At 72.4% G+C, this 23,459-nt stretch carries 25 protein-coding genes; 12 read left to right on the plus strand and 13 right to left on the minus strand.

Going from position 1 to position 23,459, the window contains the following annotated elements:
* Nucleotides 1-41: 41 nt before the first annotated feature.
* Nucleotides 42-893, minus strand: a complete 852-nt coding sequence (locus J2S42_RS34140; protein WP_307245922.1) for an amino acid ABC transporter permease — start codon at nucleotides 891-893, stop codon at nucleotides 42-44.
* Nucleotides 890-1,759, minus strand: a complete 870-nt coding sequence (locus J2S42_RS34145; RefSeq protein WP_307245924.1) for an ABC transporter substrate-binding protein — start codon at nucleotides 1,757-1,759, stop codon at nucleotides 890-892. The genes J2S42_RS34140 and J2S42_RS34145 overlap by 4 nt, the downstream gene beginning before the upstream one ends.
* A 64-nt stretch (nucleotides 1,760-1,823) precedes the next feature.
* Between J2S42_RS34145 and J2S42_RS34150 the strand changes: the two genes are divergently transcribed.
* Nucleotides 1,824-2,087 carry a phosphoribosyl-ATP diphosphatase gene (locus J2S42_RS34150; RefSeq protein WP_306832193.1) on the plus strand — a complete coding sequence of 88 codons (264 nt, stop codon included), beginning with the start codon at nucleotides 1,824-1,826 and terminating at the stop codon, nucleotides 2,085-2,087.
* Between the two features lie 62 nt (nucleotides 2,088-2,149).
* Complete coding sequence (gene hisG, locus J2S42_RS34155) at nucleotides 2,150-3,022, plus strand: ATP phosphoribosyltransferase (protein ID WP_307245926.1); 873 nt, start codon at nucleotides 2,150-2,152, stop codon at nucleotides 3,020-3,022.
* Nucleotides 3,023-3,124: 102 nt separating this feature from the next.
* On the opposite strand, the gene J2S42_RS34160 is transcribed toward hisG, so the two are convergent.
* A complete protein-coding gene (locus tag J2S42_RS34160) occupies nucleotides 3,125-4,012 on the minus strand; it encodes a hypothetical protein (RefSeq protein WP_307245928.1) in 888 nt (295 codons plus the stop codon).
* A gap of 14 nt (nucleotides 4,013-4,026) precedes the next feature.
* A complete protein-coding gene (locus tag J2S42_RS34165; RefSeq protein ID WP_307245930.1) occupies nucleotides 4,027-4,410 on the minus strand; it encodes a hypothetical protein in 384 nt (127 codons plus the stop codon).
* 3 nt (nucleotides 4,411-4,413) lie between these two features.
* Here J2S42_RS34165 and J2S42_RS34170 point away from each other — a divergent pair, with 3 nt between their 5' ends.
* Nucleotides 4,414-4,608 (plus strand): DUF4267 domain-containing protein, encoded by a 195-nt coding sequence (locus J2S42_RS34170; protein WP_307245932.1) that lies wholly within the window; start codon nucleotides 4,414-4,416, stop codon nucleotides 4,606-4,608.
* On the opposite strand, the gene J2S42_RS34175 is transcribed toward J2S42_RS34170, so the two are convergent.
* The gene (locus J2S42_RS34175; RefSeq protein ID WP_307245933.1) at nucleotides 4,603-5,124 is read right to left on the minus strand and encodes a DUF4262 domain-containing protein; all 522 of its coding nucleotides are present in this window, start codon (nucleotides 5,122-5,124) and stop codon (nucleotides 4,603-4,605) included. The two genes, J2S42_RS34170 and J2S42_RS34175, sit on opposite strands and share 6 nt — an antisense overlap.
* A 66-nt stretch (nucleotides 5,125-5,190) precedes the next feature.
* On the opposite strand from J2S42_RS34175, the gene J2S42_RS34180 reads away from it, so the two are divergent.
* Nucleotides 5,191-5,646, plus strand: coding sequence for a PH domain-containing protein (locus J2S42_RS34180; protein WP_307245935.1), 456 nt, complete (start codon nucleotides 5,191-5,193; stop codon nucleotides 5,644-5,646).
* Between the two features lie 285 nt (nucleotides 5,647-5,931).
* Here the strand turns inward: J2S42_RS34180 and J2S42_RS34185 are convergent, their stop codons facing one another.
* The 8 genes from J2S42_RS34185 to J2S42_RS34220 form a co-directional block, all read right to left on the minus strand.
* On the minus strand, nucleotides 5,932-9,132 hold the full coding sequence (locus tag J2S42_RS34185) for a S8 family serine peptidase (protein WP_307245938.1): 3,201 nt from the start codon (nucleotides 9,130-9,132) through the stop codon (nucleotides 5,932-5,934).
* 37 nt (nucleotides 9,133-9,169) lie between these two features.
* On the minus strand, nucleotides 9,170-10,312 hold the full coding sequence (locus J2S42_RS34190) for a GDSL-type esterase/lipase family protein (protein ID WP_307245940.1): 1,143 nt from the start codon (nucleotides 10,310-10,312) through the stop codon (nucleotides 9,170-9,172).
* A gap of 32 nt (nucleotides 10,313-10,344) precedes the next feature.
* Nucleotides 10,345-11,838, minus strand: a complete 1,494-nt coding sequence (gene arfA, locus J2S42_RS34195; RefSeq protein WP_307245942.1) for an arabinosylfuranosidase ArfA — start codon at nucleotides 11,836-11,838, stop codon at nucleotides 10,345-10,347.
* 51 nt (nucleotides 11,839-11,889) lie between these two features.
* Nucleotides 11,890-12,171 (minus strand): ABC transporter permease subunit, encoded by a 282-nt coding sequence (locus J2S42_RS34200; protein WP_307245944.1) that lies wholly within the window; start codon nucleotides 12,169-12,171, stop codon nucleotides 11,890-11,892.
* A gap of 178 nt (nucleotides 12,172-12,349) precedes the next feature.
* Complete coding sequence (locus tag J2S42_RS34205) at nucleotides 12,350-12,976, minus strand: RNA polymerase sigma factor (protein WP_307245946.1); 627 nt, start codon at nucleotides 12,974-12,976, stop codon at nucleotides 12,350-12,352.
* A gap of 319 nt (nucleotides 12,977-13,295) precedes the next feature.
* Nucleotides 13,296-13,979, minus strand: coding sequence for a DUF3618 domain-containing protein (locus J2S42_RS34210; protein WP_307245948.1), 684 nt, complete (start codon nucleotides 13,977-13,979; stop codon nucleotides 13,296-13,298).
* Nucleotides 13,976-14,380 (minus strand): phage holin family protein, encoded by a 405-nt coding sequence (locus J2S42_RS34215; protein ID WP_307245950.1) that lies wholly within the window; start codon nucleotides 14,378-14,380, stop codon nucleotides 13,976-13,978. Before J2S42_RS34215 ends, J2S42_RS34210 begins: the two co-directional genes overlap by 4 nt.
* On the minus strand, nucleotides 14,377-15,153 hold the full coding sequence (locus J2S42_RS34220) for a hypothetical protein (protein ID WP_307245952.1): 777 nt from the start codon (nucleotides 15,151-15,153) through the stop codon (nucleotides 14,377-14,379). The genes J2S42_RS34215 and J2S42_RS34220 overlap by 4 nt, the downstream gene beginning before the upstream one ends.
* Before the next feature lie 155 nt (nucleotides 15,154-15,308).
* Here J2S42_RS34220 and J2S42_RS34225 point away from each other — a divergent pair, with 155 nt between their 5' ends.
* From J2S42_RS34225 to J2S42_RS34260, 8 genes are all read left to right on the plus strand, one after another.
* Nucleotides 15,309-15,566: a hypothetical protein gene (locus tag J2S42_RS34225; RefSeq protein WP_307245954.1), complete on the plus strand. Its 258-nt coding sequence runs from the start codon at nucleotides 15,309-15,311 to the stop codon at nucleotides 15,564-15,566.
* A 582-nt stretch (nucleotides 15,567-16,148) separates the two neighbouring features.
* On the plus strand, nucleotides 16,149-16,790 hold the full coding sequence (infC, locus tag J2S42_RS34230; RefSeq protein ID WP_307245956.1) for a translation initiation factor IF-3: 642 nt from the start codon (nucleotides 16,149-16,151) through the stop codon (nucleotides 16,788-16,790).
* A 65-nt stretch (nucleotides 16,791-16,855) separates the two neighbouring features.
* The gene (gene rpmI, locus J2S42_RS34235; RefSeq protein WP_307245958.1) at nucleotides 16,856-17,050 is read left to right on the plus strand and encodes a 50S ribosomal protein L35; all 195 of its coding nucleotides are present in this window, start codon (nucleotides 16,856-16,858) and stop codon (nucleotides 17,048-17,050) included.
* A 39-nt stretch (nucleotides 17,051-17,089) separates the two neighbouring features.
* Nucleotides 17,090-17,482, plus strand: coding sequence for a 50S ribosomal protein L20 (rplT, locus tag J2S42_RS34240; RefSeq protein WP_307245960.1), 393 nt, complete (start codon nucleotides 17,090-17,092; stop codon nucleotides 17,480-17,482).
* 79 nt (nucleotides 17,483-17,561) lie between these two features.
* Nucleotides 17,562-18,422, plus strand: coding sequence for a TrmH family RNA methyltransferase (locus J2S42_RS34245; protein WP_307249192.1), 861 nt, complete (start codon nucleotides 17,562-17,564; stop codon nucleotides 18,420-18,422).
* Nucleotides 18,423-18,579: 157 nt separating this feature from the next.
* Complete coding sequence (pheS, locus tag J2S42_RS34250) at nucleotides 18,580-19,641, plus strand: phenylalanine--tRNA ligase subunit alpha (protein WP_307245962.1); 1,062 nt, start codon at nucleotides 18,580-18,582, stop codon at nucleotides 19,639-19,641.
* A gap of 27 nt (nucleotides 19,642-19,668) precedes the next feature.
* A complete protein-coding gene (pheT, locus tag J2S42_RS34255) occupies nucleotides 19,669-22,152 on the plus strand; it encodes a phenylalanine--tRNA ligase subunit beta (protein WP_307245964.1) in 2,484 nt (827 codons plus the stop codon).
* A 143-nt stretch (nucleotides 22,153-22,295) separates the two neighbouring features.
* Nucleotides 22,296-23,345 carry a GNAT family N-acetyltransferase gene (locus J2S42_RS34260; protein ID WP_307245965.1) on the plus strand — a complete coding sequence of 350 codons (1,050 nt, stop codon included), beginning with the start codon at nucleotides 22,296-22,298 and terminating at the stop codon, nucleotides 23,343-23,345.
* The last annotated feature ends 114 nt before the right edge of the window (nucleotides 23,346-23,459 follow it).

Genomic DNA, 23,459 nt, shown 5'->3' on the forward strand with positions numbered 1-23,459 from the left:
TTGCTCGCCGAAGCTCAGCTCGTCGTCGTCGCGCGCCATCGTCACCGCCCGCCCGCGTTCTGCCGCCGCGCCGCGCGCAGCGTGACCAGATCCGTCACCGCGATCAGCGGGATCGCGAGCAGCACGAACAGCACGGCCGCGACCACGTACGGCGTGAAGTTGAACGCGTTCGCGGTCTCGATCTGCGCGGCCCGCACCGCGTCGACCAGCCCGGCCACCGACACCAGACCCACGTCCTTCTGCAGCGCCACCATGTCGTTGAGCAGCGGCGGCGCGACCCGCCGCACCGCCTGCGGCAGCACCACGTGCCGCATCGTCTGCCGGTACGTCAGCCCGAGCGACCGGGCCGCCGACCACTGACTCGGGTGGATGCTCTCGATCCCGGCCCGGAACACCTCGGCGAGGTAGCCGGCGTACGTGATGATCAGCGCGATCGCGCCCAGCACCAGCACGCTCGGCGTGCCCTGCAGGCGCAGTCCCGGCACGCCGAAGGTCAGCAGGTACAACCCGATGATCAAAGGCATGCCGCGCAGCGTGTACGTGTACGCGGTGGCCAGCGCGCGCAGCGGGAACAGCACCGCGCCCTTCGTGGTCCGCAGCACCGCGATCAGCAGGCCGAGCAGCAGCGCGCCGATCGCGCACGCGACCAGGAGCCGGACGTTCAGCCACAGCCCGCGCAGGATCGCCGGCAGCGAGTCCGTCGCCACCTGCGGGTCGAGGAACGACGCCTGCACGCGCGGCCAGCCCGGCGAGCCGGTCACCAGCACCACGACCAGCACGCCGACCACCGCGGTGGAGACCGCGCTGATGATCACCGACCGGATCGACTGCTTCCGGCGGTAGGCGACCCGCGCCCGCTGTATGTCACTCGGCGTGTGGGTCTCCGCCGTCATGACAGCTCGGGCGCGCCCGCCACCTGGGCGAGCCACTGCTTCTCCAGCGTGGTCAGCGTGCCGTCGGTGCGCAGCGCGTCGACCGCCTGGGACACGCAGCCGGTCAGCGGCGAACCCTGGTCGAGCACGATGCCGAACTGCTCCGGCACGCCGACCTGCGGCATCTGGCCGACGATCTTCGCGTCGGTGAGCTCGGCCGCGGTCATGTAGAACGCGGTCGGCAGGTCCACCACGAGCCCGTCGATCGTGCCGTTCTCCAGCGCCTGCTTCGCGTCGTCGTTGCTGTTGAACACCTGCGCCTGCTGGCTCGGCTTCACCAGGTCGGTGATCACCTGGTAGCTGGTCGTGCCGACCTGCGCCCCCAGCTTCGCGTCCTTCAGCCCGGCCAGGTCGGTCACGCCCGCGACCGGCGACGAGTTCTTCGCCACGATCGCCTGCCGGACCAGGTAGTACGGCGACGAGAAGTCGACCGCCTTGCGCCGCTCCTCGGTGATCGAGAACTGGTTGATGTCGATGTCGAACGTCTTCGGCCCGGGCGCGATCGCGCTGTCGAACCGCACCCGGGTCCACACCACGTTCTCCTTGGTGTAGCCGAGCTCGGTGGCGACCGCGTAGGCGACCGCGGACTCGAAACCCTCGCCGCTCTCCGGCTTGTCGTCGGAGAACCACGGCTCGTACGCCGGCTGGTCGGTGCCGATCGTCAGCTTCCCGGCCGTCAGCGTCTTCAGGCTCGCCGGGTCGCAGCCGGCCGCGCCGGCGGAGGCCGCGGGCACCGCATCGTCGCCGGACTCCTCCGGCGCGCACGCGGACACCCCGACCACCGTGGCGAGCAGCAGGGCGGCGGCGGGCACGGAGGTTCTACGCATGGTCCGAAGCATATTGGCTGCCCGGGTGCGGTGGGGCCGAAGGGGGCTGCGAGAATCGTCTCCCGTGAAGACCTTCGACGAGCTGTTCGCGGAACTGCAGGCAAAGGTGGCGGCCGGGACCCCGGGTTCGCACACCGTGGCGGCGGTCGAGCGCGGCGTCCATGCCATCGGCAAGAAGGTCGTCGAGGAGGCGGCCGAGGCGTGGATGGCCGCGGAGCACGAGGGTCCGGAGCGCGCCGCGGAGGAGATCTCCCAGCTGCTCTACCAGGCACAGGTGTTGATGCTGGCCAGCGGGCTGGAGCTGAAGGACGTCTACCGACATCTCTGAGTGTTCGGTCCGGCCGGTTTCCTTCCCCTTCCCTGGAGTCTTCCCCCTTCCCTGGAGTCCTGATGCTGCGCATCGCCGTGCCCAACAAGGGCGCCCTGTCCCGTCCCGCCATCGAGATGCTGCGCGAGGCGGGCTACCGCCAGCGCGGTGACGACCGCGACCTGGTCTGCCAGGACCCGGCCAACGACGTCGAGTTCTTCTACCTGCGCCCGCGCGACATCGCCGTCTACGTCGGCAGCGGCGACCTGGACCTCGGCATCACCGGCCGCGACCTGCTCCTCGACTCCGGCGCCCCCGCCACGGAGATCATGGACCTGTCGTTCGGCGGCGCCCAGTTCCGCTTCGCCGCCCGTCCCGAGACGCTGCAGTCGGTCGCCGAGATCGACGGACGCCGGGTGGCCACCGCCTTCCCCGGCGTGGTCGCCCACTACCTGGCCGCGAACTCTCTCTCCGCGACCGTGGTGCGCCTGGACGGCGCCGTGGAGAACGCCATCCGCCTCGGCGTCGCCGACGTCATCGCCGACGTCGTCGAGACCGGCGCCACGCTCCGCCAGGCCGGCCTGGTCACGGTCGGCGAGCCGCTGCTCCGCTCCTCCGCGATCCTGATCGGCCGCACGGCATCGGAGACCGCCGAGGATGCCGCCGCGGCCGACGGCAAGGCCGGCACCGCCCAGCTACTGCGCCGCCTCCAAGGCGTCCTGGTCGCCCGCCGCTACGTCATGCTCGCCTACGACGTCCGCGCCGACCTCCTCGACCAGGCCACCGCGCTCACCCCCGGCATAGAGTCCCCCACGGTCTCCCCGCTCCACCGCGAGGGCTGGGTCGCCGTCCAGGCCATGGTCCAGCGCGCCGAGATGCACCGCATCATGGACGAGCTCTACGAGATCGGCGCCCGCGCCATCCTCGTCACCGACATCGCCGCCACCCGCCTCTGAGACCCACGCCGCCGCGAGCCGTCCCGGCGAACCGGCTCGCGGCGCCGCCGCCCACTGGCACCGCGCGGCGGTCAGCGCCTCCGGGCCCGGGAGCGGGGCGGATCAGCGCGGTTCGGCGTAGGAGCCGTAGCAGAAGGTCGACGGGCCGGGGCCGTTGTTGCGTTCCTCCTCGGTGCCGTCGATGGTGATGCCGCAAGTGACGGACGGCAGCGTGGTGAAGGAGACTGGGGCGGGCGCGGAGGCGTTCAGGGTGATGGACGTCGGCCGGCCGAACGCGGGGAACTGGATCTTCTTGTTCCAGGGGAGCGTGACCGTCTCCTGGACCGCCTCGACGGTGATCGGGTCGGTGTAGCCGACGATCGCCTGCGCGGTGTCCTTGCCGGTGACGGTGAGCACCATCTCGTGCGGCTTGCCGGTCGCGACGCGGCCGACGTCGGGCAGACGCTCCAGGGCCTGGCCGGCGAGCGTGGCCGTTGCCGCGCGCGGGTCGAAGCCGGTGTCGTCGTGCGCGAAGCCGACGCTCAGGCTGAGGACCAGCGCGCCGCGGCGGACGAACAGCTGCGGGTCGGTGCCGCCGGTGGCGAACCAGCTCTGGTCCGCGCCGGGGACGTGGTTCTCGGCGGTGGGCGCGGTGTCCTGCTGGTGGAGCAGCCATTGGAAGTACAGGTCCGCCGAGACCGGGTCCGGCTGCAGCGTGAACCAGAGGAAGTGGCCGCCGAGCGCGTGGCAGCGGACCGCGTTCGGGCTGATGTCCGGTGCGACCGCACGCTCCTCCCAGCGCAGCGCGTCCACGCCCACGGCCAGGAAGTCGTCCGGGGTCAGCACGTCGCACATCGCCTCGGTGAGCTTGCCGTCGACCGGCTGCGGCCAGGCCGTCGGCGCCTGCCCCGGGCCGGCGTCACCGGAGCCACCGGAGTCGCCGGGGCCGCAGGCGGTCAGGCACAGCGCCGCGGCGAGTGCGGCGAGAATCCGCCGTGGTCGGTCGGGCATCGTCATCGGTCTCCTCACCGGTCGTGCAGTACGGGCACGATCAGGAAAGACCATCGTGGAGCCGCACCGGGTCGTTCCCGGACCGGATCGGACGAAGTGGCACGTCCGGGCTGCTCACCACGCATACCTCCGGAGTCCGGCACCGGAGCGGACCGGAACTCAGCGCGGCGCGATCCGGTCGACCAGCTCGGCCAGCCGCCGGTCGTGGCGGTCGCGGGGAGCCGGCCGGCGCGGGTCAGCGTCACCAGGCCGTGCGGCCCGGCCCAGAGCACCTCGGTCCGCACGGCCTCGCGCAGCTCGCCGAGCGCCTGCTGGAGCGCGGCCGGTGTCTCCGGTGCGCCGAACGTCAGCGTGACCGCCTGGGTAAAGATCGTCTCGGCGTCCGCGACATCACCCACGGCTTGATCGGCCTCGCGTCGCTGGCGTTCGCGGGTGGGCCGGCCGCGGCCTGGTACATGCTGGCCGTCGCGCTGGTCCCGGTCGGCGACACGGTGATCATGCTGTGTCACGGCGGCACCCGCGCCACCGCGTTCGGCGTCCACCTCGGCACCGCGGTCGTCGTCCTGATCAGCGCGGCGCTGCTGTTCGCGCTATGACCCCGCCGGATCGTCCTCGGGGTGCAGCCACAGACTCGGCTGGGCGGCGCGGTAACCCGCGTCGGTGCCCGGCTCCCAGGGGAAGCGGCCGGCGCGGTCCGGCCAGACGATCTGCATCATCGGCATCCGGGTCCGGCGGTAGAAGTCCAGCCCGGCGCCGAAGAAGCGCGGGTGCCAGCCGTCCCGGACCGCGCGTACCACCACGTCGTACCCGGTCAGTACGTCGTCCCGGCGCTCACCGTCGAGCAGCGTGTCGCCGTCGCCGATCAGGTTGCCGACCGCGGTGACGATCCGCCGGCCGAGCCGGGCCGGCACGCCGAGGACGCAGATCTCCGGGGCGCGGAACGTGTGCCAGAGACCGGTCGAATAGGCCAGGTTCGACGCCGGGTCGCCGGTGACGGTCCAGCCGAACCGGCGGATCCTGTCGGCCGTCGTGCGCTCCGGGGCATCCGGGGAACCCTCCGGAGAACCGGCCGGTGCGGTGCACAGCAGGCAGTGACAGGATTGATCATCCACGCGGTGAGAGTAGCGCCGCCGTACCCTGACAGGTGCGTGGCTCCGGGGTTTTGTCACACTCGGAGCATGAGCGAGACCGAGGTCGTGAAGCTGCGTCCGCAGCGCGTGCGTGTCGTCTGCTATGTGACCGCGGTGGCGGTGGTGGTCGTGTTCACGCTGGTCGGGCTGGGCCTGTCCGGGCGGCTCAACGACGAGACGGACGCGGTCTTCCAGCTCGGCGACCAGATCGCGATGATCGGGCTCGGCGTACTCGCGGCGGCGGGTGTGCTGCTGTTCACCCGGCCGCGGGTCGAGGCGGACGCGAAGGGCATCCGGGTGCGCAACCTGCTCGGCGGCTACGAGCTGCCGTGGGACGTGGTCCGGCGGATCCGGTTCGACCAGCACTCGCCGTGGGCGTTCCTGGAGCTGGCGGACGACGAGTCGGTGGCGGTGCTGGCGCTCCAGGCCGCCGACCGCGACTACGCGGTGCAGGGCGTCCGGGCGCTGCGCGCGCTGCACGCGAAGGCGACCACCACGGCTTGACCCTCGTGCGGTGGGTCCAAAGACTGTGTGGCGGCTTTTGCCGGCAGCGGCGCCTGCCGCGCGAGATGAGATATCGCGATATCTCGGGCGCGGAGCGCTCGATTGCCGCAGCAACCGGGTCGCCGCAGGTGGGCTGGGCTTCCGCGGCAGCGTCGGGTTGCCAGCGGGTTCGGGTTGCCGAGGCGGGGCCGGTTGCCGCAGCTGGACTGGCTTTCCGTACCCGGGTGGGTGACCGGCGGTGTGGGCCCGGTCCGGCCGGAAATGCCGGACCGGGCCCGTGCCGGGTCAGCGGATCTCGTACGCGCGGATCACGGTCTGGGTGACCGTGTTCCCCGCCCGGTCGGCCGCGACCGCGCGCAGCGACACGAATCCGGCCGTGCCGGGGTGCCGCAGCTGCACCGCGCCGTTGCGGACGGTCGCCCGCGTCCAGGTGACGCCGTCGTCGTAGGACACCTCCACGGTCAGCGACCGGTTCGGCGCCGCGGCCGAGTTGCCCTGCCCGGCCACCCGCACCGGCACGCCGAACGCCCGGCCCTTCGGTGCGACGCCGGACGCGTCGGTCTGCGGCGTGAAGATCACCGTGGAGAGCGGCAGCGGCCCGGTCCCGTGTGCGGACGTGAACGTCCAGCTCGCGGCGACCCGGGTGGAGAGCCGGTGCGGCACGCCGCGCTCGGCCGTGACGTCGAGCCGGTAGGACCCGGCCTCGGCCGGCACCTGCCACTCACCGTACGTGTCCGGGAACGCGCGGATCACCTGGCCGTCCCGGGACAGCGTGCTGGTCGCGGACGTGACGACCGAGGTGCCCTCACGCCCCTGCCCGTCACCGAACAGCGGCGTGTTCGCGTACAGGAGATCGTTCTCCCGGGCGATCGCGGTGAACCCGGTGTCCGGCAGCGCCGGCCCGAACACCGGCCGGTTCCACACCTCGGCGACGGTCCGGCCCGGCCGGTACGCGGTCTGCGGCGCCCACTGCTCGGAGAGGTACTCCTCCCAGCCCTCCTCGTGGATCCGCGTGTCCATGAAGAACGGCGCCCAGCGCACGCCGTGGTCCGCGTTGTAGTACTCGGTGCGGCGGAACCCGGACGGGTACAGCCAGTTCCACGACGAGGCACCGGACAGCGCGCCGTGCATCGGGAAGCTGCCCTTGGCGGCCAGCGGGACCGCGGCCTGCGTACCGTGCGTGGCCTCCACGGTGGCGAACTCGCCCTGCGTCGTCGTGTGCGTGAAGCCGGTCGTCATCTTCCCGGGCGTCAGGTAGAACGCCGAGTAGAAGTACGGCGTGCCGTTGTACGTGCCGTCCGCGCCCCGCTGCCCGAATCGGGCGATGACGTAGGAGTTGTAGTCCGGCGTGGTGACGTCCGCCCCGAGCCGTCCGATGTAGACCTTCTCGTCACCGGTCGCGCCGACGCCGGTGGAGTACCAGGTGGACCCGGCCCCGGCCCACAGCGACTCGAGCGTGGCACCCTTGCGGGGCGCGGTCACCGTGACCGGCCTGGCAATCCGGGCGTCCAGCGTCAGCGCGCCGGTGCCGGCGTCGACGGTCAGGCTGCCCTGCGCGAGGTGGGTGTCCTCGCCGATGCTCGCGCCGAGCGCGTAGTCGCCCTTCGGTAGCCGGATCGTCTCGCCGCTGCCCGGCCACGCGCCGTACCCGGTGCGCCGCGTCTTGTCGATCAGCTGCACCCGGTAGTCGCCGGCCGGAGCGCCGTCCCGGCCGAGCACGGTCAGGCCGACGTCGTAGCTCTCCACCTCGCGCTCCACGCCGAGCGGCGTGCGGACGACCCGATCGCCGGCGGTCGCGGTGACCGCGCCGCCGAGGAACCCGTCCGGCATCGCACCGCGGGTGTCGACGTCGACGCGGACCGAGGCCTCGCCGCCCGCGGGCACGGTCACGGCGGGTGCGGAGAGCGAGACCAGGCCGTCCGGGAGGCCGCTGACGCCGAGCGTGAGCGTGACCGCCGCGGTGCCGCCGTTGCGGTACGTGAGCGTGCTGGACCGTACCTCGTCGTCCGCGTGCGGCCACTGCTGGAAACCGGCGTTGATCACGGCCGGTGTCGCGGTCACGTCCTGGGTGATCGCGCGTGCCAGGTCGACCCGGCCCGCGCCCTGCGCGCTGACCGGTGTGGACGGGTGCGGCGCGGCGGAGCCGACCAGCACGGACTTCAGCCGGTCGCCGGTCCAGTCCGGGTGCTGCTGGGCCAGCAGCGCGGCCGCGCCGGCCACGTGCGGCGTCGCCATCGAGGTGCCGGACGCGGTGGTGTAGCCCGCGGCCGGGCCCGGGTCGGTCATCTCGACCGCGTCGGCGCTGCGTGCGGCCGAGATGTCCACGCCGGGCGCGGTGATCTCCGGCTTGATCGCGTAGTCGCCGGGGCGCGGTCCGCGGCTGGAGAAGCCGGCCAGGTTGCCGGACTTGTCGACCGCGCCGACGGTCAGCGCCGCGTCCGCGGTGCCGGGGCTCTCCACGCTGCCCTCACCGAATCCGCCGGAATTGCCGGCCGCGACCACGAACAGCGTGCCGTGCTCCTCGCTGAGCGTCCGTACGGCCGCCTCGATCGGGTCCTCCTCGGGCGTACCGAAACCGCCGAGGCTCATGTTGACCACGTCCGCGCCCTGCTCCGCGGCCCACTGCATGCCGGCCAGGATCGACGACTCGGGGCAGCCGGCGGTCAGCCCGCAGACCTTGCCGTCGAGCAGCTTCGCGCCCGGGGCCACGCCCTTGAACCGGTCGCCGGTCCCGGCGATCGTGGACGCGACGTGCGTGCCGTGGCCGACCAGGTCGCGGTCGTCCTCCGCGTCCTCGACGAAGTTCCGCGCGGCGCGTACCTGCCCGGCGAGGTCCGGGTGGGTCTCGTCGATGCCGGTGTCCAGCACCGCGACCGTGGTGCCGGTGCCGGTCAGGCCCGCCTGCCAGGCCGCGGGCGCGCCGATCTGCGGCACGCTCACGTCCAGCGACGGGCGCATGACGCCGTCCAGCCAGATCTTGGTGACGGCGCTGCGCGCCCTCGTGTCGGTCAGCGTCCGCCAGGTGTCGCCGTTCGGCGCGGCGTCCATGGTGCTCAGGCCGCCGGGCAGGGCAGCGGCCGCGCGGGCGCCGGGTGCGGCGCCCGCGACCAGCAGCGGCAGCGCCCGGTCGTGGTAGCCGAACTCGACCAGCCGCGTCACGTCGAACAGCCGCGGGTCGACCCGGCCCGCGTGCAGCGGCCCGCGCGCGTCGGACGGGATCACCGACACCCGCCCGTTCAGGCGCTCGATGCCGAACCGGACGTGCTCGCGGCCGTCGCCGCGCTGCAGCGCGACGTTCCCGCCGGGGAACAGCGTGACCCGGTCACCGGTGATCAGCGTGACGGTACGGGCCTCGCCACCCGGAACCGGTGGCGCCGGTGTGGACGGGGCGGCCGCCGCCGTGCCGGGGAGCACGGCGGCGACCGCGGTGGACACGGTCAGTGCGGCTATCAGGCGCCGCAGATGTGATGCACTGTAGACAGTCACACCCGTAAGACCCGGAAAGCGCGGAACAGGTTGTCGGTCATCCGGGATGAAACGCGCCACCGGGCCTGAAGACCCGGCCGGCGAAGCGCGATCCGATCAGCCGGTGCGTCTCCGCGTCCGGGTGCAGCGCGTCCGGCAGCGGCAGTGCCTCGGCGTCCGCCTCGCCGTACAGCTCCAGGCCGTTGAGGTAGTGCAGGTGCGGGTCGTTCCGGGAGGCCGTGATCCGGGCCAGTTCGTCGCGGATCACCCGGAGCGTGAGCTTGCCGGCCGCGACCTCGGCCGGGTCGCCGGTGGCCCGGAACGCGAGCCGGCCCTCGGCCAGCGCGTCCAGGTCGAACGCGCCCGGCCCCGGCGTGTCCTCGTGGATCGGGCAGAGGATCGGCGACACCGTCAGCAGCGGTACGTCCGGGTGCCCGTCCCGGATCGTGTCCAGGAAGCCGTGCACGGCCGGGCCGAACGCGCGCCGCCGCATCAGGTCCGCGTTCACCAGGTTGATGCCGATCTTCACGCTGATCAGGTCGGCCGGTGTGTCCCGGATCACGCGCGCGGTGAACGGGTCGAGCAGCGCGCTGCCGCCGAACCCGAGGTTGATCAGCTCGACGCCGCCGGTGTGCGCGGCCAGCGCCGGCCAGGTGGTGGACGGGCCGTCCGTGTTCGACCCGTGGCTGATCGAGCTGCCGTGGTGCACCCAGACCCGGCGGCCGCGGTCCGGCATCGGCCGCACCGGCGCGTCCGCCCGCAGGTCGCGCAGTTCGGTGCGCTCCCGGTACGGCAGCCAGATCTCCACGTCCTTCTCGCCCGCGGGCAGCCCGTCGAAGCGCAGCGTGGCGGCCGGCCCGGGGGTGACCGTGCGCGCACCGGTGGCCATGTCGATCGACACGGTATCGCCGCCGTCCGCGACCGCGCGGGCCCGGAGCTCGCCGTCGACGCGCAGGTCGTAGGCGCCGGCCGGCCGGGCCGGTGCACCGGCGTAGCCGACCCGGGTGGGCAGCGTGTCCAGCTCGATCCAGGTGGCCGCGGTGCGCAGCGCCAGCCGTACCCCGGACGGTTCCGCCTCGACCATGGCGACCTGCGGCTCGCCGGCCTGGTCGCGGGCCCAGCGCGGCAGCCGGTGGGGGAGGAGGCCGTGCGTGGTGCGCTCGATCTCGAGCGCACCACGCAGCAGGTTGGCGTCGATCATGCCGAAAGCATATCGCAGAAAAACTAAAACCTTTAGGAAAGTGGTATGACGCTCCAGGACACCGGCGGCAGCACGACGTCCAGCGAGCCGGGCGTGACGCCGGGGTGCGGGCGCGGCTTCACCCGGTCCGGCGCGTCCGCGGTGTTCGTGGCGTAGACGTCGTCGTCGGCCAGCACGGTCGCGTCGCCGATCCGCAGCTCCCGGTCGAACGCGCGGGTGTTCACGGTCAGCCGCACCGGGTCGTCGATCGACCGGTTCACCACGAACAGCGCGACCTCGCCGGTCTCGTCGTCGCGCGTGGCGACCGCGTCGACCAGCGGCGCCTCGCCGTACTTCGGGGTCTCGTAGACCGGCGCGGCGACCGCGGTCCGCAGCACCGTGCCGCGGGCCAGCGCGGACGCCTGCGCGAACGGGTGGAAGATCGTCTGCCGCCAGGCGTGCCCGCCCGGTTCGGTGAAGATCGGTCCGATCACGTTTACCAGCTGCGCCTGTGCCGCGGCCTCGACCCGGTCGCTGTGCCGGAGCAGTGAGATCAGCAGGCTGCCGACCACCACCGCGTCCGCCACGTGGTAGACGTCCTCCAGCTGGCGCGGCGCGCTCTCCCAGGTGGCCGGCGGCGGCGCGTTCTGGAAGCGGCTGAGGTACCAGACGTTCCACTCGTCGAACGAGATGCCGATCCTCTTCGCCGACTTGCGGCGCGCGCCGACGTGGTCCGCGGTCGCGGTGACCGCGCGGATCACGTGCTCCATGTCCAGGTTGGACGCCAGGAACGAGCCGAGGTCGCCGTCCACCTCCTCGTAGTACGCGTGCGCGGAGATCAGGTCGACCTCGTCGTACGTCTCGGCCAGCACCTCCGCCTCCCACGCGCCGAACTCGGGCATGCCGGAGCCGGAGCTGCCCACGGCGACGAACGTCAGGTCCGGGTCGAGCATGCGCATCGCCCGCGCGGTCTGCGCGGCGAGCCGGCCGTACTCCCGCGCGGTCTTGAACCCGACCTGCCATGGCCCGTCCAGCTCGTTGCCGAGGCACCAGAGCCGCACGTCGTACGGCTTGGGGTTGCCGTGGGCGGCGCGCAGGTCGGAGAAGTGCGTGCCGCCCGGGTGGTTGGTGTACTCGAGCAGGTCGACGGCCTCGGCCACGCCGCGGGTGCCGAGGTTGACCGCCATCATCGGCTCCACACCGGCCCGCCCGCACCAGCGCAGGAACTCGTCCGTACCGAACTCGTTCGTCTCGATGGTGTGCCAGGCCAGATCGGGGCGCCGGACCCGGTCCGGCCCGACCCCGTCCTCCCAGCGGTAACCGGAGACGAAGTTGCCGCCCGGGTAGCGGACCATGGACACGCCCAGCTCGCGGACCAGCGCGAGCACGTCCTGGCGGAATCCGTCCGGGTCCGCGGCCGGGTGGCCGGGCTCGTAGATGCCGGTGTAGACGCAGCGGCCGAGATGCTCGACGAACGAGCCGAACGTGCGCCGGCGCACCGGGGCGACGGTGAAGGCGGGGTCGAGCGTGACTGTCGCGTGCTGCACTGTTACCTCTATCCCTTGAGTCCGGCGTCGTCGACGCCGCGACCGGCGCGGTCATAAGTTCCGGTCGCTGACCACGATGAACGGCCAGAGGAAGTCGTTCCACGCCGTGACGAACGTGAACACGCCGACCGCCGCGAGCACCGGGCGGGACATCGGCAGCACCACGCTCCAGAACATCCGCAGCCGGCTCACCCCGTCCAGCGCCGCGGCCTGCTCGTACTCGCGCGGGAGACGGTCGAAGACCTTCTTCAGGATGAAGACCATCACCGGCGCGGCCAGCTGCGGCAGGATCATTCCCCGGTACGTGTCGACCAGCCCAGTGTTAGCGCTCACATGGGCAAAGTCAATGGTGTCTGTCGATATATTCCGGCGATGTGCGTTAATGCGACGGGGGCCGCCGCCCGATCGGCGACCCCCGCCCTGCCCTCGATCCCCGCCCCGCGGTCGAGGGCCCCCACCCCGTACCGGGGCGAGGTCTCACGCGCGTGGGCGACTGCCACGCGCCGCGACATCAGCGGGCGGCCTGATACGTCCGTTCCGACATGAACGCGCGGAACCGCGGGTTGCGCCGCAGCCGGTCCAGGCAGCGCGCGCGGTTCGGCCCGATGCCGCCGCACGGCACGCCGAGCCGGGCGCTGATCTCCTCGTACGGCGTGGGCGGGTCCCGGAGCAGCAGCTCCAGCAGCTCCCGGCAGTGCGGCGGCAGCTCGTCGAACGCGGCCCGCACCGCCGCACCGCGCTCCCGGCGCAGCAGCCCGTCGTCCACCGAGGCCGCGGTGGCGTCGGCCTGCCCCTCCAGCCGCGCCGTGGTCGCGCCGGGCAGCTCACGCTTCGCGGCCCGGTGCAGGTGGTGGCACTCCCGCCGAGTCGTGGTCAGCAGCCACGCGGGCAGCGCCCGCGGGTCGCGCAACCGGTCCAGCTGCTCGAACAGGCGCAGCCAGACGGTCTGGCTCACGTCCGCGGTGTCGGCGTCGCTCAGCCGCCACTGCCGGCACACCGACGACACCAGCCGGCCGTACCGCTCCACGATCGTGTCCCAGGCCCGCGTGTCCCCCCGGGACGCGGCCGTGACGAGGTCTGCGATGTCTCCGTTCTCCGTTACCGGACTGTCCAGCATGGTCACTGCACGTCTCTCCATCCCCCTGGGAGACGCACACGACCCGCCCGTCACCCGTGCGGGACGCGTGCGGTGTCTGGTGCCGTGCCGCCCCCCGGCGGCTTCCGGCCCGTCGATGCGGAAAGCCTCGCACATCCGGACGGCACCGGGTCACCTCTGCGGTGTCGGTTCCGTGACCGCCCGGCTGACGGGTTCCGGCCCGGCCCGCTGACGGTTGCTCGACCCGCCCGCTGACGGGCTGAGGGCTGTCCCGCTGACACGGGTTCCGGTCTGTCCGGGCACGGAAGAGCGCCGGTCCCTCGGCGGGACCGGCGCTCTCCTCCTGGCGTCAGGCGTCGGGTCAGGAGACCTTCTCGCGGGCCTCGGAGGCGCGGCCCTTGACGTCCTCGGCCGCGGAGCGGCCCTCGTCGCGAACGCTCGCGGCCGCGTCGGTCGCGGTGTCGCGCACCCGGCCGGCCGCCTCCTCGGCGGGGCCGCGCAGGTTCTCCTGCAGCTCGCCGGCCAGCTGCTTCGCCTCCTGGACCAGCGTCTCCTTGTTCTCCTGCACCGCGGTCTTCGCGCTGGCGGCCAGCTCGCGCTCCTTCTGCGTGGCCGGCAGCAGCGACGAGATCAGCCAGCCGGCGCCGAACGCGATCAGGCCGGCCGCGAGCGGGTTGCCCTCGGCCTTGGCCTTCACGACCGACGGCGCCTGCCGGACCGCGTCCGCCGCGTCCGAGGCCTTGCCGGAAACTGCGTGCGCGGCACTGGACGCCTTGTCGGAGACCGCGTGCGCGGCGCCGGACGCGGTGCCGGAGACCGCGTGTGCGGCGCCGGAGGTCTTGCCGGCCACGGTCGAGCCGGCGTCGGAGGCGGTTCCCATGATCTTCTCCCGGGTGTTACGGAGCGCGTCACGCACGCGCTGCTTCCGGTCCTCGACGATGCGCGTCGGGCTGGCCTTGTACGCGAGCGCGTCCACGTCGGAGCTGAGGCCCGCGCGGGTACGTTCGATCTCGGCGCGGATCTGGTCGGGATCGCTGCTGGTCATGACAGGCCTCCACGATTCGGCTTGAGGGCTTGGGGGATCTCCTTCGCGGTCTCCGCGGTGCGCGGCATCCCGCGCATCTCACGGGCCTTGCCACGGGCCAGAGTGAACAGCACGCCGCCGACGATCGCCCAGAGCACGGCCACGATCAGCGCGGCCCAGCTCTGGTCCATCACGTTGGCGAGGCCCCACCAGAGCGCGAACGACAGGAACAGCAGGACCAGGAAGCCGGCCACACCGGCACCGCCGAACAGCCCGGCGGCCTTGCCGGCCTTCGCCGCCTCCTGGCGCATCTCCGCCTTGGCCAGTTCGACCTCCTGGCGGACCAGTGTGGACAGGTCCTGGGTGACCTCGCCCAGCAGCTCGCCGAACGAGCGCTGGGACACGTCCGGGCCCTGCGTCATGGCCGTGCCTCACCCGGGTACGTGCGCGGCTCGGTGGCCGGCGGGGCCAGCGGGTCGGTCACCGGCGGCAGCAGCGGATCCGGGTCGGCCGGCAGCGCCGTGGTGGCCGGCGTGACGACCGCGGTGGTCGCCGGGGTGGCCGGGACCGGCACGGCGGTGACCGGCTCGGTGTACGTGGGCGGGACCGGCGTGGCCGGGACCGCGGCGGTGCCGGTGGCGGTCGGCCCGGACGGGGCGGTCGACGGCGTCGCGCCGGAGTCGTCGGAGATCTCCGCGGCGACGCTGCGGGTCACCCGGCCGGCGATCAGGCCGAGCACCGCGGCACCGGCCAGGAACGTGCCCGGGTGTCGGCGCGCGTACTCCTTGACCTCGGTGATCAGCGCGCCCGGTTCACGGGCCTCCAGCCAGTCCGCGACCTGGTCGATCTTCGCGGCGGCCTGCCGGGCGTAGTCGCCGACCGGCCCGGACTGCTCGCTCGACTCGGCCATCGAGCGCAGCTCGCCGCCGACCGAGCGGATGCCGCCGACCGCGCGCTGCTGCTGCGCGCCGGCCTGGCTGCGCAGCTCGTCACGGGTGGCGTGGTATAGGTGGCGGGCCTGCCGGCCGGTCTCCTCGGCGACCCGGCGGCCCTCGTCCTTCGCGGTGCCGGCGACGCTTCCGCCGGCCTCCACCGCCGTGTGCCCGAGCTCGCGGGCCTCCTGCTTCGCGGTCTCGGTGGCGGACGTCTGGCCGTCGGTCGCGGACGCTGAACGCGACGTGGCGATATCCGTCATCTCAGTGCCCTCCAATCGGGTTATCCAGGGGGTGAAGTCGGCCATCTCATCGGCCGTGCGAGGTCCCGGCTACCCGGGAATTCGGTGGTCATGCAGGAGGTGCACGCCATTTTTCGGATCTGTTTGATCGGTGTGAGGCGGGGTACCCGAGCGGCATGACTGATCAATCCACTACCGAAGCTGCCCTGGTCGGAGGCCCTTACGACGGGGAGACCCGCAATGCGGGCGACACGGGCCTCATCGAGATCGAGAATGACGGTCTGGTGCACCGCTACATTCACACGAGCAAATCTCATGATTCCGCCGTCGTGTACAACTACGACGGTGTGGTGAATCCGGCCGGAGCCGAGGACGGCGCGGAACATTCCGCCGATCGGGTCGCCACGAACGTGGACCCGGACGCGAACTCCTGATCTCCGCGGTGGTCACCGTACGAGCGTTTGCGGTGACCACCGCGGATCGGGCAAGGAGTGGCGCCGGCTTCGCCGGGAGCGGGAATATCAAGGTCATTTTGTGGTTGTCATGATCGGTCACAGCAGGACCGCCGTGGCCCGAGCGTCGGTGCAGGTCCGGGGCCGTTAGCGGCTGCCTTGCGGGCCTGTTAGACTTCTCGGGTCGACCTGACCATCACGCCTGTTCATGATCCAGCTGGATCCTGCACCTGCGTGGTGGTGATGAAGCGGAGCGCCTGCTCCCACCCGCGTCGCCTCGAGCGTCCGGGTCCGGTCAGACCGCCTCGGGTGCAGTGCATCCGCAGCGCGGTGGCTCAGCGTCACGCGTGACAGCGTGGCCGTGCGCGAGCGCACGAGCCGTGACCGGTCGAGCGGGCCCTGGCATGTACGTTGCCGGGGCCTTTCTGCTTGTGGCCGACAGCGCACGCCGTGCGCAGGCTCGATCCGCCGGGGCAGGCGGGCGAGTCGTCGCCAGACCCGCGCCGGCCGGCCGGCGGGTGCGGGAAGCAGTTATGAGGAGGCCCCATCAGCGCCGAACCACGCGTGAACGATCAGATCCGGGCGCGAGAGGTCCGACTGGTCGGCCCTGAGGGTGAGCAGGTGGGCATCGTCCCGCTGGAGCGTGCCCTGCAGCTGGCCGCGGATGTCGATCTGGACCTGGTCGAGGTGGCGCCGATGGCCCGTCCGCCGGTGTGCAAACTCATGGACTTCGGAAAGTTCAAGTACGAGTCGGCACTCAAGGCGCGCGAGGCCCGGCGCAACCAGCAGCAGACCGTCATCAAGGAGATGAAGCTGCGCCCGAAGATCGATCCGCACGACTACGAGACCAAGAAGGGTCACGTGGTGCGGTTCCTGAAGGCGGGCGACAAGGTCAAGGTCACGATCATGTTCCGTGGTCGCGAGCAGAGCCGTCCGGAGCTGGGCTACCGCCTGCTGCGCCGGCTCGAGTCGGAGATCACGGAGCTGGGTTACGTGGAGGCCGCGCCGAAGCAGGACGGCCGAAACATGACCATGGTGTTGGCCCCGCATCGGGCCACCAAGGCGGCAGCGGCGGAGCGCGTCGCGGCCAGCGCCAAGGCGCCTCGCCCGCCCCGGGACGAGGACGTCGTGGACGCACCCGAGAGCGAGGCTCCCGCCACGGAGTCCGCTGACGCGGGTGCGCCGGCCGGAACCCCCGGCCAGTAACGGCCGGCTTCCCGGCCACAACCGGCCGGGAACCCCCGGCCTGTATCAGGAAGAAGAGGCGTTCAATGCCGAAGATGAAGAGCCACACCGGCATGGGCAAGCGGGTGAAGGTCACCGGCAAGGGAAAGCTCGTCACCGAGCAGGCCGGTAAGCGTCACCTGCTGGAGGGCAAGTCCTCCCAGCGCACCCGCCGGCTGACCGGCACGGTCGAGGTGGCCAAGTCCGACGTGAAGCGTATTAAGAAGCTGCTGGGCCGCTGACGCGCCCGCCACTGACTTTTTTCAATTAGGAGTAGTTCAATGGCACGCGTCAAGCGGGCGGTCAACGCCCAGAAGAAGCGTCGTACCCTGCTCGAGACGGCGAGCGGCTACCGGGGCCAGCGGTCCCGGCTGTACCGCAAGGCCAAGGAGCAGGTGCTGCACTCGATGCAGTACTCGTACCGGGACCGTCGTGACCGCAAGGGCGACTTCCGCCAGCTGTGGATCACGCGCATCAACGCGGCCGCCCGGGCGAACGGCATGACCTACAACCGGCTGATCCAGGGCCTGCGCCTGGCCGGTGTCGAGGTCGACCGCAAGATCCTCGCGGACCTCGCGGTCAACGACGCCACGGCGTTCGCCGGGCTCGTCGAGGTCGCCAAGGCCGCGGTCGCGGCCGAGGGCACCGGCGGCGCGTCCGCCCAGGCCGCCTGAGTCCCACCGGTTTCACCCAGCTTCATCTCTGAGCGAGGCGTCCCGCGTTGTCCGCGGGACGCCTCCGCTTTTTCGCCGCCTGACCCGCGATCCGGCACGCCCCGATCACGGCAGAGAGATCAAGGACGAAACCCTGTTCACGCCGCGTACGCCCAGGATCGCCGCCGCCCGGAAGCTGCACCGCCGCCGGGACCGGGACGCGGCGCGCCGTTTCCTCGCGGAGGGGCCGCAGGCGGTGTCGGAGGCGCTGGCCACGCCGGGCACCGTGATCGAGCTGTTCGGCACGCCGGAGACCCTGCACCGGTACGCGACGCTCAGCCGCGCCGCGTCGGACACCGGTGCCGAGGTGTCCGAGGTGGACGAGGACGCGCTGGCGGCGCTGACCGAGACGGTGCAGCCGCAGGGGATCGTGGCGCTGTGCCACCAGGCGGACGTGCCGCTGGCCGAGGCGCTGTCGCGCGGCCCCCGGCTGGTCGCGGCGCTGGCCGAGATCCGGGACCCGGGGAACGCCGGAACCGTGCTGCGGACCGCGGACGCCGCGGGCGCCGGTGCGGTGGTGTTCGCCGGGGACGCGGTCGATCCGTACAACGGCAAGTGCGTGCGGTCGACGGCCGGCAGCCTGTTCCACGTGGACGTGGTGCGCGGGCCGGACCCGGTGACGGTGGTGACCGAGGCGCAGGCCGCGGGGCTGACCGTGCTGGCGGCGACCGGCTACGGCGACGCGGACCTCGACGGATTGGCGGACAGTGGGGCGCTCTCCACCCGTACCATGTGGATCTTTGGATCTGAGGCCCATGGCCTTTCCGACGCGGTGCTGGCGGCGGCTGACCACCGGGTGAAGGTGCCGATGTACGGCCGGGCCGAGAGCCTTAATCTGGCGGCGGCCGCGGCGGTGTGTCTGTATGCTTCGGCGAGAGCCTTACGCGATTTCGAGGAGTGACCGACAGTGATCCGCTCGTTTATGTGGCCCGCCGGTGCGCGCGGGCGACGAGCCTGATCCTGTCTCGCTCTCAGCCTTCGGAGATACCGGTGGGCGGCGGCGTCGCCGCGCGTCACTAGACTGTCCCGGTTCCCGCAGGCGTTGGAGACGCAGAGTCATGACCTATCGCAATGACCCGTATGACCCGAAGCAGGTTGCCCTGCTGGACCAGTCCGCGCTGGACGGCGCGATCGCGGAGGCCACGCAGGCCTTCGACGGCGCGGCCGACCTGGACGCGCTCGTCGCGCTGAAGCCGGCCCACCTCGGCGACAAGTCGCCGATCTCGCTGGCCCGGCGGGAGATCGGCGCGCTGCCCCCGGCCGCGAAGTCCGACGCCGGCAAGCGGGTCAACGTCGCCCGGCAGGCCGTGCAGGCCGCGTACGACGCCCGGCAGACCGCGCTGGAGGCCGAGCGCGCCGCGCGCGTGCTGGTCGAGGAGCGCGTCGACGTCACGCTGCCGTGGGACCGCCGCCCGCGCGGCGCCCGGCACCCGCTGACCACGCTGATGGAGCGGATCGGGGACCTGTTCGTCGGCATGGGCTACGAGATCGCCGAAGGTCCCGAGGTCGAGCTCGAGTGGACGAACTTCGACGCGCTCAACATCCACGCCGACCACCCGGCGCGCGGGCTGATGGACACGTTCCACCTGACCACGCCGGGGCACGTGCTGCGCACGCACACCTCGCCGGTGCAGGCCCGGACCATGCTCACCCGCAAGCCGCCGATCTACGTGGTGTGCCCAGGGCGGACGTACCGGACCGACGAGCTGGACGCCACTCACACGCCGGTCTTCCACCAGGTCGAGGGCCTGGTGGTGGACGAGGGCATCACGATGGCGCACCTGCGCGGGACGCTCGACCACTTCGCCAAGACCATGTTCGGCGAGGGCGCGAAGACCCGGTGGCGGCCGCACTACTTCCCGTTCACCGAGCCGTCCGGCGAGTTCGACGTGTGGTTCCCGGAGCACCGGGACGGGCCGCGCTGGGTCGAGTGGGGCGGCTGCGGCATGGTCAACCCGCGCGTGCTGATCGCCTGCGGGATCGACCCGGACCGCTACTCCGGGTTCGCGTTCGGCATGGGGATCGAGCGGACGCTGATGTTCCGGCACGGCATTTCCGACATGCGGGAGATGGTCGAGGGCGATGTGCGCTTCACGACCGCGTACGGCATGGCCGTCTGAGACTTTTTTCTTTTAAGCGGAGGAATTGTGCGCATCGGAGTTTCCTGGCTGCGCGAACACGTCGACCTGCCGGTGGGCATCACCGGCGTCGACGTCGAGCAGGCCTTGGTGTCCCTCGGGATCGAGGTGGACTCGGTCGTCGACCAGGCGGCGACCGTCAAAGGTGACCTGGTGGTGGGCCGCGTGCTCACCATCGAGGAGCTGACCGGTTTCAAGAAGCCGATCCGGTTCTGCACGGTGGACGTCGGCGGTTCCTCGCCCCAGGAGATCGTGTGCGGGGCGCGCAACTTCGCGGTCGGCGACGACGTCGTGGTCATCCTGCCCGGCGGTGAGCTGCCCGGCGGCTTCACGATCGGCGCGCGGAAGACCTACGGGCGGATGTCCGCGGGCATGATCTGCTCGGCGGCCGAGCTGGGCCTCAGCGACGACCACGACGGCATCATCGTGCTGGCGGACGCTCCGGCGCCCGGGACCGACGCCCGCCCGCTGGTCGGGCTGGACGACATCATCCTGGAGCTGGAGATCACCCCGGACCGGGGGTACGCGATGAGCGTGCGCGGTCTCGCCCGGGAACTGTCGCACGCGCTGAAGGTGCCGTTCCGGGACGCGGGCCTGGCCGCCGCTCCGGCCGGCACCCCGGCGGTTCCGTGGGCGGTCACCGTCGAGGACCAGGCCGGCTGCGACCGGTTCTCCGCGCGGCTGGTCAACGGCATCGACCCGGCCGCGCCGTCGCCGGACTACATCAAACGGCGGCTCGCGGTCGCCGGTGTCCGGTCGATCGGCCTGGCCGTGGACATCACCAACTACGTGATGCTGGAGCTGGGCCAGCCGATGCACGCGTTCGACGCGGACCGACTCGACGGTCCGCTGCTGGTCCGCCGCGCGCTGCCGGGCGAGAAGATCACCACGCTGGACGGGGTGGTCCGCTCGCTCGACGCCGAGGACATGGTGATCTGCTCCGGCGACGCGCCGGGCGTGCCGATCTCGCTGGCCGCGGTGATGGGCGGCGAGACCTCCGAGGTGCAGCCGACCACCACGAACGTGCTGTTCGAGGCCGCGCACTGGGACGCGGTCATGGTCGGCCGCACCGCCCGGCGGCACAAGCTGTTCAGCGAGGCCGCGAAGCGCTGGGAGCGGGGCGTCGACCCGGCGCTCACGCTGGTGGCGCTGGAGCGGGCCGTCGCACTGCTGCTGGAGCACGGCGGCGGCACCGCCTCGGAAGCGGTGCTCGACCTCGACTACCGCCGTCCGATCGTGCCCATCTCGCTGGACGCGACGCTGCCGGCCCGCCGGATCGGCGTGGACTACTCACGCGACCAGGTCGTCGATCTGCTCCGGCAGATCGGCTGCGCGGTCGACGGGACCGACGTGCTCACCGTGACGCCGCCGTCCTGGCGCCCCGACCTGACCGACCCGGCCGACCTCGTCGAGGAGGTCGTCCGCCTCGACGGGTACGACGTGGTCCCGAGCCTGCTGCCGGTCGCCCCGGCCGGCAACGGCCTCACCGCGTCGCAGACCCGCCGCCGGTCGGTCGCCCGCGCACTCGCCGAGAACGGGTACGTGGAGGTGCTCAACTACCCGTTCATGTCCCCGTCGGTGTTCGACGCGTTCGGAATGCCGGACTCGGACAACCGCCGGTCCACGGTGCGCCTGGCGAACCCGCTCTCCGAGGAGGAGCCGCTGCTGCGCAGCACGCTGCTGCCGCCGCTGCTCACCACGCTGCGCCGCAACATCGGCCGCGGCACTCGCGACCTTGCGCTCTACGAGATCGGCGCGGTCTTCCACCCGCGCCCCGGCGCCGGCAGCCCGCCGGTCATGGGCGTTGACGAGCGCCCCGGCGACGACGACCTGTTCGCCGCGGACGCCACGCTGCCCAAGCAGCCGTGGCACGTCGCCGTGGTGCTGGCCGGGGAGATCTCGCCGTCCGGCTGGTGGGGCGCAGGCCGCGCCGCCACCTGGGCGGACGCGGTCGAGGCGGCCCGCACCGTGCTCTCCGCCGCCGGCATCCCGGCCGCGTCCATCACGGTCGCGGCCGGCGACGAGGCACCGTGGCACCCGGGCCGCTGCGCCGCGATCTCGGTCGACGGGACCATCGTCGGCTTCGCCGGCGAGCTGCACCCGGCGGCCGTCGCCGCGCTCGAACTGCCGCGCCGCACGTGCGCGATGGAGCTGAACCTGACCGCACTGCCGGACGCCCCGGTGGTCCAGGCCCAGCCGCTGTCGACGTACCCGCCGGCGCTGATCGACGTGGCGCTGGTCGTCGACTCCGGCGTCCCGGCCGCCGCGGTCCAGGCCACGCTGACCGGCGCGGCCGGCCCGCTGTTGGAGACGGTGCGGCTGTTCGACGTGTACGAGTCGGACTCGCTGGGCGAGGGCCGGAAGTCGCTGGCGTTCAAGCTGACGTTCCGCGCCCCGGACCGCACGCTGACGGTCGAGGAGGCGGTCACGGCCCGCGACGCGGCGGTCGCGGCAGCGGCTGCGGAGTTCGGCGCCACGCTGCGCGGCGCGTAACCGCCCACCACCACGGAGCCCCGCCGATCCGCTGGACCGGCGGGGCTTCGTGCCGGGCAGGCGCTCCTCAGCATCTCGATCGCCGGGTATTCGTTCCAGTCGCTCAGGAAGGGGTAACCAGGGGGGGTCGTAAACTGCCGCGCGTGGAGATTCGTGCGTGCACGACCGGGGACGTCGGCGATGCGGTGAAGCTGCTGCATCTGACGAGTGCGTCGGACGCACGAATTCGATGGCGGCGGCTGTTGACGGCGGGCGGCGTGCACGCCGTCGTCGCGGCGGACGGTGGGCGGGTCGTGGGCGCGGCGCTGCTCGGCTCGGTCGCGGACTACCGCGGGCAGCGCGCGATCGGGCTCGGCGTCGCGCCGGACGCGCGCGGACGGGGGATCGGCACTGCGCTGGCGGCGGAGCTGGTGCGGGCGGACCGTTCCGCCGGGCCGGGAGCGGGGCCGGTCGCGATGACGATGCGCGACGACCTCCCGCGCGGGCTACGGTTCGCGGAGCGGCTGGACCTGCGGGTCTACAACCACTGCACCGGCTGGACGATCACCCTGGACGACCCGGCGGCGCTGCGGCCGGCGGCGCACGCGGCCGCGACGAGGTCGAACGTGCGGCTGGAGACGACGACCCTGGGGGAGTCACGGGCCCGGTTCGTGGCTGCGGCCGGTGACTCGCTGGCCGGGATGCCGACTGACACGCCGATCGACCTGGAGCGGTTCGCCGCGGACATGCCGGACCACGTGGTGGTGCTGTTCGCGACGGACGCGGACGGCACCGCGGGCGTCTGCCTGATCCGGCCGGACGGCGACACCGGCGGCTGGCACACCAGCTACACCGGCGTGGCCACGCGGGCCCGGCGGCGTGGTGTCGCACGGGCGCTGAAGCTGGGCTCGTTCGTCGCGGCCGCGGAACGCGGCGGCATCGCGATGCACGGCGAGAACGACGACCGGAACGCACCGATGCTCGCGCTCAGCGCCGCCGTCGGGATGCGGCGCGGCCTGGGCTACTGGTCACTGGTGACCGATCGGCTCGCTCAGGTCGTACCGGTAACGGCGGGCGCGCATCTCACGGCGGAACCGGGCGCGGGCGGCCAGCCGGCGCCGGGTCGCCGCCAGGTCGATGCCGAAGAAGAAGGCGTTCGGCAGCGCGTGCACGGCCAGCGCGATCACGACGAGTATCGCGGCCCAGACCGGTAGCCACCCGCCGGGCAGCACCGCGAGCAGCGCCAGCACCGCCGCGGGCAGCAGCACCGAGATCGCGGACCCGAAGAGGCCGGGCAGATCCGCCTCTACCCGCCACCGGGTACGCCA

It is taken from the genome of Catenuloplanes indicus, from assembly GCF_030813715.1.
Classification (GTDB): domain Bacteria; phylum Actinomycetota; class Actinomycetes; order Mycobacteriales; family Micromonosporaceae; genus Catenuloplanes; species Catenuloplanes indicus.

Excerpts from the sequence above, each read along its gene's own strand:
- J2S42_RS34140 (WP_307245922.1), bottom strand. The coding sequence starts at position 893 with ATGACGGCGGAGACCCACACGCCGAGTGACATACAGCGGGCGCGGGTC.
- J2S42_RS34145 (WP_307245924.1), bottom strand. The coding sequence starts at position 1,759 with ATGCGTAGAACCTCCGTGCCCGCCGCCGCCCTGCTGCTCGCCACGGTG.
- hisG (WP_307245926.1), top strand. The coding sequence starts at position 2,150 with ATGCTGCGCATCGCCGTGCCCAACAAGGGCGCCCTGTCCCGTCCCGCC.
- J2S42_RS34160 (WP_307245928.1), bottom strand. The coding sequence starts at position 4,012 with ATGCCCGACCGACCACGGCGGATTCTCGCCGCACTCGCCGCGGCGCTG.
- J2S42_RS34180 (WP_307245935.1), top strand. The coding sequence starts at position 5,191 with ATGAGCGAGACCGAGGTCGTGAAGCTGCGTCCGCAGCGCGTGCGTGTC.
- J2S42_RS34190 (WP_307245940.1), bottom strand. The coding sequence starts at position 10,312 with ATGATCGACGCCAACCTGCTGCGTGGTGCGCTCGAGATCGAGCGCACC.
- J2S42_RS34205 (WP_307245946.1), bottom strand. The coding sequence starts at position 12,976 with ATGGAGAGACGTGCAGTGACCATGCTGGACAGTCCGGTAACGGAGAAC.
- J2S42_RS34210 (WP_307245948.1), bottom strand. The coding sequence starts at position 13,979 with ATGACCAGCAGCGATCCCGACCAGATCCGCGCCGAGATCGAACGTACC.
- J2S42_RS34215 (WP_307245950.1), bottom strand. The coding sequence starts at position 14,380 with ATGACGCAGGGCCCGGACGTGTCCCAGCGCTCGTTCGGCGAGCTGCTG.
- J2S42_RS34220 (WP_307245952.1), bottom strand. The coding sequence starts at position 15,153 with ATGACGGATATCGCCACGTCGCGTTCAGCGTCCGCGACCGACGGCCAG.
- J2S42_RS34225 (WP_307245954.1), top strand. The coding sequence starts at position 15,309 with ATGACTGATCAATCCACTACCGAAGCTGCCCTGGTCGGAGGCCCTTAC.
- rpmI (WP_307245958.1), top strand. The coding sequence starts at position 16,856 with ATGCCGAAGATGAAGAGCCACACCGGCATGGGCAAGCGGGTGAAGGTC.
- rplT (WP_307245960.1), top strand. The coding sequence starts at position 17,090 with ATGGCACGCGTCAAGCGGGCGGTCAACGCCCAGAAGAAGCGTCGTACC.
- pheS (WP_307245962.1), top strand. The coding sequence starts at position 18,580 with ATGACCTATCGCAATGACCCGTATGACCCGAAGCAGGTTGCCCTGCTG.